The following is an 11579-nucleotide window of genomic DNA, read 5'->3' on the forward strand; positions in this document are numbered from 1 at the left end:
TACACCCCCGCCATCATCACGTATTTGATCTCGAGATATTCCTCCATGCCGTGATGCGAACCCTCGCGGCCGAGGCCACTCTCCTTCACGCCACCGAACGGCGCGACTTCAGTCGTGATCAGCCCGGTGTTGACGCCGACCATGCCGGACTCCAGCGCTTCCGCGACGCGCCAGACGCGGCCGAGATCGCGTGAATAGAAGTACGACGCCAGGCCGAACGGCGAGTTGTTGCACATCGCAATCACCTCGGCCTCGTCCTTGAAGCGGAACACCGGCGCCAGCGGGCCAAACGTTTCTTCGTGCGCGACCAGCGCGTCCGGCTTCACGTTCGAAAGCACGGTCGGCTCGAAGAAGCTGCCGCCGAGCGCGTGGCGTTTTCCCCCGGTGACGATCTTGGCACCGCCCTCCACCGCATCGGCAATGTGTTTCTCGACCTTGTCGATCGCTTCCATGTTGATCAGCGGGCCCTGCACCACGCCTGCTTCGGTGCCGTCGCCGATTTTCATCGCCGCGACCTTCTTGGAAAGCTTTTCGACGAACTGGTCGTAGATCTTGTCCTGGGCGTAGATGCGGTTGGCGCAGACGCAGGTCTGGCCCATGTTGCGGTATTTCGAGACGATGGCCCCTTCGACGGCGGCATCGATATCGGCATCGTCGAACACCACGAACGGCGCGTTGCCGCCGAGTTCGAGGCCGAGCTTCTTCACGCCGACGGCGGCCTGCTGATAGAGGATCTTGCCGACCTCGGTCGAGCCGGTGAAACCGACGAAGCGCACAGCGGGATGTTCGCACAGCACCTTGCCGATCGCCGACGAATTGCCGGTGAGGATGTTGAACACGCCCTTCGGCACGCCGGCCTTTTCAGCGAGCGCGACCAGCGCCAGCGCGGTCAGTGGCGTTTCATTGGCGGGCTTGAGCACGACGGTGCAGCCCGCGGCGAGCGCCGGCGAGACTTTTCGCGTGATCATCGAGCACGGGAAATTCCACGGCGTGATGGCGCCGCAGACGCCGATCGGCTGCTTGATCGCGAGCAGGCGCGCATCGGGCCGCTGCGTCGGGATGGTTTCGCCGTAGACGCGACGGGCTTCTTCCGCGAAAAATTCGACATAGGCGCCGCCGATATCGACCTCGCCGAGCGCTTCCGCCAGCGGCTTGCCCTGCTCTGACGTCAGGATCAGCGCGAGGTCCTCGCGGTTGGCGATGATCAGATCGAACCATTTTCGCAAAATGTTGGAGCGCTGTTTTGCCGTGAGCTTGGCCCAGGCCGGGAATGCGCGCTCGGCGGCTTCAACCGCTTGGGTGGCTTCCGCAGTGCTGAACGCCGGTACCTTGGCGAGTTCGACGCCATTGACCGGATTGGTGACCGGGCGCGATGGCGTGCCGACCCAGGCGCCGTCAATGTAGCAGCGGTCGCGCAGCAGCGAGGGGTCCTTGAGGCGGTCGTGCAGCGAGGGTGTGGAAGCTTGGGCGCGAGCGGCAACGGGCGGGTTCATGGCGTACTCCTCGGATTTTCTTGGGATATTGGTCCGAGTATAGGCCCGTATCGTCAGCAATGCACCGCCCGCTGAGGCAACCCTGCTTCAACCAATTTTGAGCGTCAGGCCGCGCCGCTCATATAGGTTTCGCGGCGGCCGATCATGCGTTGCGCGGCGGCCTTGGCATCGGCCTTCGAGGAGGTCGCGCATGTCCGGTATTCGAGCTCGGGCAGCTTGGCGGGCTCGCGGCGGCTGAACCAGGATTTGGAACCGACCGGCAAAAGCGCCAAAGCCTGGGCGACGTTGTCGACCGCCTCGAAGGAGTGCAGCGCGCCGGTGCCCGCGTAGCGGACTTCGTAAATGCCGGGCGAGATCGGGGCCTCGATATTTTCGCCACGCCCGGCACGGGGATAGCGCTTCCATTCACTCCAGGTCGAAATCATTGCGTACCTTCGCGACAGGCAGAAATCAGACAATTTTGGTTAATTTGGACCAGCCAACGCACAACGTTTGTGCTGGAATCTGAACGCTTTACTGCAAAAAATCGGCGACGGGAATCGTGGCGAAATCACGATATCGTGGATGGTTAAGCCGGTCACGGCCATTGCCCATCTTCCACCGCTGAATGCGGCGGGGTGTTGCAGTTTTGTGCCGGATAGACCCCACGCCCGCTGCCCACGCCACTCCCAAGCTCCCTTCGCCCATCACGAGATCGCGACATCGCCCGCGGCCGTCCGCTCCCGCTTGCGGGATAAGGCGGCCGGGAGGAAGATCGTTCCACTTCCATAAAAAACATAGCGGGAGGTGACCCATGCAAAGCAAAGCTGAGATCGATCAGGTTCTGCGTCAGAAATGCGAGGCCAAGGAGATTCCCGGCGTGGTCGCGATGGCGGCGACCGGCAGCGAGGTGATTTATCAAGGCGCGTTCGGCAAGCGCGACCTCGGCAAAGACGACGCCATGACCGCGGACAGCGTGTTCTGGATCGCCTCCATGACCAAGGCGATTACATGCGCCGCCGGCATGCAGCTGGTCGAACAAGGCAAGCTCTCGCTGGATGAGCCGATCGGCAAGCTGCTGCCCGATCTCGCCAACCCGCAGGTGCTGGAAGGCTTTGACGCCAGCGGCGAGCCAAGGCTGCGCCCGGCCACGAAGCCGATCACGCTGCGTCACCTCATGACCCACACCGCCGGCTTCGCCTACAGCTTGTTTAACGGTGACTGCGCGCAATATCTGGAGAAGACCGGAACCCCGGACATCTTCACTTGCCAGAACGCGGCGCTGAAGACGCCGATCATGTCCGATCCCGGCACCCGCTGGGAGTATGGCATCAACATCGATTTCGTCGGCAAGGCGGTGGAAGCCGCGAGCGGCAAGCCGCTCGCGGCTTACCTGCGCGATAACCTGTTCGCCCCGCTCGGCATGAGTGACATCGGCTTCAAGATCACGGACGCCATGCGCAAGCGGCTGGTCGGCGTGCATGCGCGCGGCGAGGATGGAGCGCTGTCGCCGATCCCGTTCGAAGTCGAACAGGCGCCCGAATTTCACATGGGTGGCGGCGGCCTCTACGGCACGGCAGCCGACTACATCAAGTTCACCCAGATGATCCTCAACAAGGGCCGCGGCAACGGCAACCAGCTCTTGAAGCCCGAGACGGTCGCACTGATGAGCCAGAACCACATCGGCGATCTCAGCATCGGCAAGATTGCTACGAAGGCGCCCATGTACACCAACGATGTCGATCTCTATCCGGATATCGTCAAGAAATGGGGACTCTCCTTCCTGATCAACACCGCCAAGACGGCGGAAGGCCGCAGCGCCGGCAGCCTCGCCTGGGCCGGCCTCGCCAACACCTATTTCTGGATCGATCCGGCCCGCAATGTCGCCGGCGTGATCCTGATGCAGCTGTTGCCGTTCTTCGATGGGAAGGCGCTGGAGGCTTTTGCGGGCTTCGAGCGCGGGGTTTATGCCGGGCTCGATGCCGGCAGCGGCCAGCGCGCGGCGTGAGGAGTATCTGTTAGAGACCGTCATTGCGAGCGAAGCGAAGCAATCCATACCGCGGCATAACGGATAGATGGATTGCTTCGTCGCTTCAGCGCAAAATTGCTTTGCAATTTTGTCGCGAGCTCCTCGCAATGACGATACGGACATAGTGTCTCGATCCCATACTTCGTGATCCATACCTGGAGATTCGATTTGACCGACATCCTCAACAGCTACGTCTGCGGCACCGCCAACGCGCCGCTGCTCGGCGACACCATCGGACGCTGCCTTGACCAGGCTGCCGCGCGCTGGGGCGATCGCGAGGCGCTGGTTTCGCCGAGCCATGACGTGCGCTGGACCTGGAAGGAATTTGCCTGTCACGTCGACGCGCTGGCGGCGGGCTTTCTTGGGCTTGGGCTCGAGCGCGGCGCGCGGATCGGGGTGTGGTCGCTCAATCGCCCGGAATGGACGCTGACGCAATTCGCTGCCGCCAAAGCGGGGCTCATTCTCGTCACCATCAATCCCGCCTACCGCCTGAGCGAACTCGAGTTCGCGCTGGCCAAAGTCGGTTGCGCCGCGATCGTCACCGCGACCGCTTTCAAGACCTCCAACTACATGGAGATGCTGAACACGCTGCTGCCGGAGCTTGCGGCCTCGCAGCCGGGCGAATTGCAGGCGGCGCGGCTGCCGCAGCTGCGCGCGGTGATCCAGATCGGCGGCCCCAAAAGTCCGGGCACCATCGCCTTCGAAGACGTGACAAAGATGGGCGGCGCGCGACACCACGAGCAACTTGCCGAACTCTCCAGGACGCTGCAGTTCGACGATGCGGTGAATATTCAGTTCACCAGCGGCACCACGGGCTCGCCCAAGGGCGTGACGCTGACGCATCACAACATTCTCAACAACGGCTATTTCGTCGGCCGCGCGATGCGGCTGACGGAAAACGACCGCATCTGCATTCCCGTGCCGCTCTATCACTGTTTTGGCATGGTGATGGGCAATCTCGCCTCCGTCACACTCGGCGCAACCATGGTCTACCCCGGCGAGGGTTTTGATCCGCTGGCGACGCTGCAAACCATCGAGCGCGAAAAATGCACCGCGCTCTACGGCGTGCCGACCATGTTCATCGCCGAACTCGATCACCCCGAATTCGCGCGCTTCAATCTGAAATCGCTGCGCACCGGCATCATGGCGGGCGCGCCCTGCCCGATCGAGGTGATGAAGCGTGTCAACAACGAGATGAACATGGGCGAGGTGACCATCGCCTACGGCATGACCGAAACCTCGCCGGTCAGCTTCCAGAGCTCGACCGACGATCCGCTGGAACGTCGGGTGTCGACCGTCGGCCGCATCCATCCGCATGTCGAGGTCAAGGTCGTCGATCTCGAAGGGCGCGTAGTGCCGCGCGGCCAACGCGGCGAACTCTGCACCCGCGGCTACAGCGTCATGCTGGGCTATTGGGACGAATCTGAAAAGACCCGCGACGTGCTCGACGCGCAGGGCTGGATGCACACCGGCGACATCGCCATCATCGACGCCGAGGGCTATTGCAACATCGTCGGCCGCATCAAGGACATGGTGATCCGCGGCGGCGAAAACCTCTATCCCAGAGAGATCGAGGAATTCCTCTATCGCCATCCAAAAATCCAGGACGTGCAGATCTTCGGCGTCGCCGACGACCGCTACGGCGAAGAGCTCTGCGCCTGGATCCGCACCCGGCCCGGCGAAACGCTCACCGCCGACGACGTCCGCGCTTTCTGCCAGGGCCAGATCGCCCACAACAAGATCCCGCGCTATGTCGAATTCGTCGACGAGTTTCCGATGACGGTGACGGGGAAGATCCAGAAGTTCCTGATGCGGGAAGCGGTGGAAGCGAAGCTGGGGCTGAAGGCGGCGAAGACGGCGTGAAAAGGAAGGATGAGAGTGGCGCGGCACTGCGTTGCGCTCTTCAACCCAACCAATGCTCGTCATCCCCCGCGAAGGCGGGGGACCCAGTACGCCGCGGCCTATCGGTTCTATCACTGCCGTCTCTGGAATACTGGGTCACCCGCCTTCGCGGGTGACGACAACTGTGGGTGCGGCGCTCGCGCTCATCAAACACACCTTCGCGATCTCGCGGCGCATTCCGCCCGAGCTTTGCCATTACCTTTCACGCCCTAGAGAAAAGAGGGCGCAGGGAAGACCGGGTGCGCGCTGCACCCGCGGTCTCGTGTGCAGTTGCGCACAAAGAACGCGCACACGAGCATACAGGTCCAGCGGAGAGCATCCGGCCTTCCCTGCGCAATGGTTTTACGGCGTACTTCGTGATCTCCCCGGTGTGCGAATTCCTTTAGCCACCGTCATCCGCGGATTGATGGATGGGGCCTGCTCGGTCGGGCCGGCACATCCTCCGCGGACTTGACACCAGCAACGGGTGCCAGAACCACACGACTTGGCCGTACGCGGCACGCCCAACACCAGAGGCCTCGACGGGCTTGGTACCCATCCGCCGAAGTCTGGCGAGAAGCGCGTTAGCATCAGTCGTCTGCGTGCCGTCCCTTCGCTCACGGGCTCACAAGAGCCTGCCCTGCGACGACGTTTGCGCGCCCGACGCTGCCGCGTCCACCGCACCCCGCCCCGCGTTTAGTGACGATCGCGAAACGCCCCTCTTAGGGGACGGGATGGCGGAAGTTGTACGAGTGATTTGGGTCAATCGCGAAGCGAATTATTCTTGCGGGAGATCGTTTTTTGATTTGCGATGTCGGGCAAATCAGTGCTGAGGCGCGACGCGGGAGTTCGCTACTGCTTCTGCCCGATGATTGTTCACTGAGCGAGCTTTCCGAAACCAAGATCCGAATCCGTCGTACCGCTTCAACATGTTCGACGGAAATCAATTTGAAATAGCTCGCACTACGCCGTCGCAGGGCTGCTGCAAAAACGACGCCCCTCAGCCAAGACGTGGATGCCCGGGACAAGCCCGGGCATGACGGTGGAGAGATCTCGCCCTCTCGCTAACCCCTAAACCGGCAGCCCGTTCTGCTTCGCCAGATCCTTAAGCGACACCTGCGGCCGTGCCCCGATGTGCTGGATCACCTCTGCCGCCGCCAGCGCCCCTAGCCGGCCCGCCGCCTCATAGCCCGCGTTGCGGACGAGGCCGAACAGGAAGCCGGCGGCGAACAGGTCGCCGGCGCCGGTGGTGTCGACGAGCGTTTGAATCGGGAAGGCCGGCACCGCGGTGACGCCGTCCTTGGCCGCGACCACGCAGCCCTTTTCGCTGCGGGTGACGATTCCGAGTTTGGTATCCGCGCGCAGCTGCTTCAGCGCGCCCTCGAAATCCGAGGTCTGGTACAGCGAGTGCAATTCGGCCTCGTTGGCGAACACGAGGTCGACGGTGCCTTTGCGCATCAGGTCGAGAAACTCGTCGCGATAACGATCCACGCAGAAGGAATCCGACAGCGTCAGCGCCACCTGGCGGCCGGCGCCGTGTGCAATGCTTGCTGCCTTGACGAAGGCTTCCTTGGCATTCTTCGGATCCCAGAGATAGCCTTCGAGATAGACGATGCGGGAGGCTGCGATCTGCGCTTCATCGATGTCGGAGGGCCCAAGATCCTGCGCGGCGCCGAGATAGGTATTCATGGTGCGCTCGCCGTCCGGCGTCACCAGTATGTAGGAGCAGCCGGTGGCGGGGCCGCTTTCCGCCGCCTTGGTCTCGAAGGCCGCGCCGGCGGCGCGGAGGTCGTGGGTGTAGAGCCCGCCGATCTGGTCGTTCTTGACCTTGCCGATGAAGGCCGCGCGGGCGCCGAAACTGGCAAGGCCGACGATGGTGTTGGCCCCCGAGCCGCCGCTCATCTCGGTCGCCGGGCCCATCTCCTTGTAGATGGCGGCGGCGCGGGCCTCGTTGATCAGCGCCATGCCGCCCTTGGTCATGCCGTGGCGGGCGAGAAAACCCTCGTCGGTCTGCACCAGCACGTCGAAAATCGCATTGCCGATCCCGAGAACGTCGTATTTTGCGTCAGTCATTCGTCCGTCCTGTTTACGGCGTTGCGCGAAGAAGCCGAGCGCGGCTAAGAAGTCTGCGGCCTACCAGATCGGCCCCGCGCCAGCAAGGGAAGCGGATGCTATAGAACCTCCAATGATCCGCTCCTTCCTCACGGTATCCTCGGGAACGCTGGCCTCGCGGCTGCTTGGATTCGCCCGCGATTCCATGCTTGCCGCGCTGCTCGGCGCGGGCGCGGTGGCGGATGCGTTTCTGGCGGCGTTTCAACTGGTCAATGTCATCCGGCGGCTGTTGACCGAGGGCGGGCTGAACGCGGCGCTGGTGCCGGCATGGCTGCGGGTGCGTGAAACCGATGGGGCTGTGGCCGCGGCGGCATTCGCCGGCCGCGTGCTCGGCACGGTGACAACAGCGTTGATCGCAGCCACAGCGTTGCTCGCGCTGGCGATGCCGCTCGTCATTGCGGCGCTGGCGCCGGGATTCTCGGGGCGCGAGACGCTGCAGCTCGCCACCGACAATGCCCGCCTGATGCTGCCCTACCTCGCCTTTGCAGGTCCCGTGACCGTGATGATGGCGCTGTTGAACGCGCAAGGCCGTTTTGCGCTGACCGCGTTTTCGCCGCTGCTGTTCAACATCACGCTGATCGCGGTGATGGTCGCACTGCTCGCCATACGGCCGGATGCGGTGCAAGCCGCGCAGATCGTCGCCGCAACGGTCGGCATTGCCGGGCTGTTACAGCTATCGGTGCTGGTGCTGCGCCGTGGCGACAACATCGCCGCGCCCTTGCGGATTTCATTCGATCCGGAAATACGCGGCTTTCTCGCCAAGGCCGCACCGGGCATGATGGCGTCGAGCGCGCCGCAGCTGTTGATGGTGGCGGGTGCGATCATCGCGTCTTCGTCGCCGTCGGCGGTGTCGTGGCTCTATTTCGCCAATCGCCTGGTTGAACTGCCGCTCGGCATCGTCGGCGTCGCCATGGGCACAGTGCTGATCCCGGAATTGACGCGCGCGGTGCGGGCGGCGGATCGCGCGGCCGTGGCGCATGCGGAATCGCGAGGTCTCGAACTCGCCGTTGGGCTGGCGCTTCCCGCCACGCTCGGACTGATGGTGCTCAGCGAGCCGATCGTGCGGCTGTTGTTCGAGCACGGCGCCTTCACCGCGGATGATACGAAAGCCACCGCCCGCGCGCTGATGTGGCTGACGCTGGCGCTGCCGGCGCATGTGCTGGTCAAGGCGCTGTCGCCGGCGTTCTTCGCGCGCGAGGATACGATGACGCCGCTGGTCGCCGCGCTGCTAGGCGTCGTGCTGGCGATCGCGGCGGCCTTCCTGCTCGGGCATTGGTACGGCGCCGACGGCATTGCAGCGGCGATTGCGCTTGGCGCGTGGAGCATGGCGCTCCGCCTGATCCGCCGCGGCGCGGAGATTTTTGGATTTTCGATCGATACAGAAGCCAGGCGGCGACTGCCGCGCATTGTACTGGCAGCGCTCGCCATGGGCGCGCTGCTGTGGCTGGCGGCGCAGTCACTGCCGGCCCTCACCTCAGGCGCGCACCGCCTGGTGCACGCCGTCCTGCTGCTGGCCGTGATCGCGGCGGGAATGGCGATTTACGGCCTGTTCTTAAGGCTTTTCGGCGTCACCGGCTGGCGCGACGCGGTTAACGCCGTCAGGCAATCCAAGGCCTAGCGGCTTGCGCGAATAGGGTTCGCGTGGCAAACGACAGCGCGAAACAGGCATCCGCTACAGGATCCTTGGGGAAGCTGACTATGGCTTTTGTTGAAAAAGTATTTTCGGGCGTCCAGCCGACGGGCAATCTGCATCTCGGCAATTACCTCGGCGCGATCGTCAACTTCGTGAAGATGCAGGAAACCCATAACTGCATCTATTGCGTCGTCGACATGCACGCGATCACGCAAGGCGTCGATGTCTGGGGCGGCCCGGCGGAGCTCGCCCGCAACACCCGCGAGGTCACCGCGGCCTTCATCGCCGCCGGCATCGATCCGAAGAAGCACATCGTCTTCAACCAGAGCCAGGTCGCCGGCCACGCCGAGCTGGCCTGGATCTTCAATTGCGTGGCGCGGGTCGGCTGGCTCAGCCGCATGACGCAGTTCAAGGAGAAGGCCGGCAAGGACCGCGAGAACGCCTCCGTCGGGCTCTACGATTATCCGGTGCTGATGGCGGCGGACATTCTGCTGTACCGCGCCACCCATGTGCCTGTCGGGGAGGACCAGAAGCAGCATCTGGAACTGTCGCGGGACATCGCGCAAAAATTCAACAACGACTTTGCCGATTCGATCCGCGGCCACGGCGCCAATGACGGCATGTTCTTTCCGCTGCCGGAGCCGTTTATCACCGGCCCGGCGACGCGGGTGATGTCCTTGCGCGACGGCACCAAGAAGATGTCGAAGTCGGACGCCTCGGACAATTCGCGCATCAACCTGACCGACGATGCGGACCTGATCGCGCAGAAGATCCGCAAAGCCAAGACCGATCCGGAACCGTTGCCATCGGAGGAAAAGGGGCTGGAGAACCGGCCCGAGGCCGACAACCTCGTCGGCATCTATGCCGCGCTGGCCGACCGGAACAAAGCCGACGTGCTCCGCGAATTCGGCGGCGGGCAGTTCTCCAGCTTCAAGAACGCGCTGGTGGAACTTTGCGTGACAAAACTCGCGCCGATCGCCTCCGAGATGAAGCGACTGGTCGCCGACCCCGGCCATGTCGACAAAATCCTGGTCGACGGCGCCGACCGGGCGCGCGTCATCGCCGACGAAACCATGCGCGCGACCATGGATATCGTCGGGTTCATCCGAAAGCGCTAGGCTTCAAGATCGCCTGACAACAGCGACGCCGCTTGTCGAAGGCGGCTGCGCCGTGGCAGCATGCGTCGGTTTGGCGCAGCACCGGGACATGCATGACCACCCAGCGACGAAGCTACGAGACGGGTCACAAGCCAAAATGCCTCGTCATCGTTGACGACACCGCGGAATGGGACCGCGCGGTGTATTACGCCAGCCGCTGGGCGGTGCGCGTCGGCGGCGGCGTGGTGATGCTGCGCATCATCGCCATCGAGGACCAGAACCAGCAATGGCTGGGGGTCGCCGACCTCATGCGCGCCGAGGCGGAGGACGCCGCCAACGAGGCGCTCGACCGCGCTTCGGGGCGCGCCAACGGCATCGCCGCGATCACGCCGGAGCGGGTGATTCGCGAGGGCGACCCGACCACCCAGATCCTCGACGTGATCGACAAGGACGTCGATATTTCGATGCTGGTGCTGGCGGCCAATCCGGGCCCCGAGGGCCCGGGGCCGCTGATCAGCATGATGGCCCAGGTCGCAGGCTCGTTCCCGATTCCGGTCGTCATCGTGCCCGGCGATCTCAGCGATTCGGATATTGACGGCCTGTCCTGAGGCTTGATTTATCTACGGAATTGCTGGTTTGCGCCCCTTGATCGTGCGCTCCCCGTCGCCATCTGCTACAGGAGACCCACGCGCCGGCCTTGAACCGGCGACGCCGGAGAAAACCAATGTTCATTCAGACTGAAGCCACGCCCAATCCCGCCACGCTGAAATTCATTCCGGGCCGCACGGTGCTCGACACCGGCACGATGGAATTCGCCAACCGCGAAGCCGCCGCACGATCGCCGCTTGCCGAGCGGCTGTTCGGCGTGCCCGGCATCTCCAGCGTGTTCTACGGCTACGATTTCGTCACCGTGACCAAGGCGGATGGCGACTGGCAACACCTCAAGCCTGCGATCCTCGGTGCCATCATGGAGCACTACATGTCCGGCGCGCCGCTGCTGGCGGACGGCACCGTGGGCAATGACGAGGCGGCCGACGAGGAAGGCGAGTTCTTCAACGAGGCCGACGCCGATACGGTCGCGACCATCAAGGATTTGATCGAGACGCGGGTGCGGCCGGCAGTGGCCAATGACGGCGGCGACATCACCTTCCGCGGCTTCAAGGACGGCGTCGTTTACCTCAACATGAAGGGTTCCTGCGCGGGCTGCCCGTCCTCGACGGCGACGCTGCAGCACGGCATCCAGAATCTGCTGAAGCATTTCGTGCCCGACGTGGTCGAAGTCCGGCCGATGTAAGCTGGTGCCGCAGGGTGGGCAAAGCGCAAGCGTGCCCACCATTCACGACGATTGCTGCAGA

The 11579-nt window shown here is 63.7% G+C and carries 9 protein-coding genes; 6 read left to right on the forward strand and 3 right to left on the reverse strand.

What is annotated here, in order from left to right:
• Nucleotides 1–1493, reverse strand: a 1493-nt coding sequence (locus tag KIP88_RS11510; RefSeq protein ID WP_214488037.1) for an NAD-dependent succinate-semialdehyde dehydrogenase, incomplete at its 3' end; no start/stop codon positions are given.
• 104 nt (nucleotides 1494–1597) lie between these two features.
• On the reverse strand, nucleotides 1598–1918 hold the full coding sequence (locus KIP88_RS11515) for a hypothetical protein (protein WP_214488038.1): 321 nt from the start codon (nucleotides 1916–1918) through the stop codon (nucleotides 1598–1600).
• Nucleotides 1919–2286: 368 nt separating this feature from the next.
• On the opposite strand from KIP88_RS11515, the gene KIP88_RS11520 reads away from it, so the two are divergent.
• Together KIP88_RS11520 and KIP88_RS11525 are read left to right on the forward strand one after the other, a co-directional pair.
• A complete protein-coding gene (locus tag KIP88_RS11520; RefSeq protein WP_214488039.1) occupies nucleotides 2287–3480 on the forward strand; it encodes a serine hydrolase in 1194 nt (397 codons plus the stop codon).
• Nucleotides 3481–3669: 189 nt separating this feature from the next.
• Nucleotides 3670–5364: an AMP-binding protein gene (locus KIP88_RS11525; protein WP_214488040.1), complete on the forward strand. Its 1695-nt coding sequence runs from the start codon at nucleotides 3670–3672 to the stop codon at nucleotides 5362–5364.
• 1089 nt (nucleotides 5365–6453) lie between these two features.
• Here the strand turns inward: KIP88_RS11525 and KIP88_RS11530 are convergent.
• A complete protein-coding gene (locus KIP88_RS11530; RefSeq protein ID WP_214488041.1) occupies nucleotides 6454–7455 on the reverse strand; it encodes an adenosine kinase in 1002 nt (333 codons plus the stop codon).
• A 112-nt stretch (nucleotides 7456–7567) separates the two neighbouring features.
• Between KIP88_RS11530 and murJ the strand changes: the two genes are divergently transcribed.
• The 4 genes from murJ to KIP88_RS11550 all read left to right on the forward strand — a co-directional run bounded on the left by murJ (nucleotide 7568) and on the right by KIP88_RS11550 (nucleotide 11518).
• Nucleotides 7568–9112, forward strand: coding sequence for a murein biosynthesis integral membrane protein MurJ (gene murJ / locus KIP88_RS11535; RefSeq protein WP_214488042.1), 1545 nt, complete (start codon nucleotides 7568–7570; stop codon nucleotides 9110–9112).
• An 80-nt stretch (nucleotides 9113–9192) separates the two neighbouring features.
• Complete coding sequence (gene trpS, locus KIP88_RS11540; protein WP_214488043.1) at nucleotides 9193–10245, forward strand: tryptophan--tRNA ligase; 1053 nt, start codon at nucleotides 9193–9195, stop codon at nucleotides 10243–10245.
• Between the two features lie 92 nt (nucleotides 10246–10337).
• Entirely contained in the window at nucleotides 10338–10832 is a 495-nt protein-coding gene (locus KIP88_RS11545) for a universal stress protein (protein WP_214488044.1), read from the forward strand.
• Nucleotides 10833–10948: 116 nt separating this feature from the next.
• Nucleotides 10949–11518, forward strand: coding sequence for a NifU family protein (locus tag KIP88_RS11550; RefSeq protein WP_214488045.1), 570 nt, complete (start codon nucleotides 10949–10951; stop codon nucleotides 11516–11518).
• Nucleotides 11519–11579 lie beyond the last annotated feature (61 nt).

This window comes from Bradyrhizobium sp. SRL28 (genome assembly GCF_018596315.1).
Taxonomy (GTDB): Bacteria; Pseudomonadota; Alphaproteobacteria; order Rhizobiales; family Xanthobacteraceae; genus Bradyrhizobium.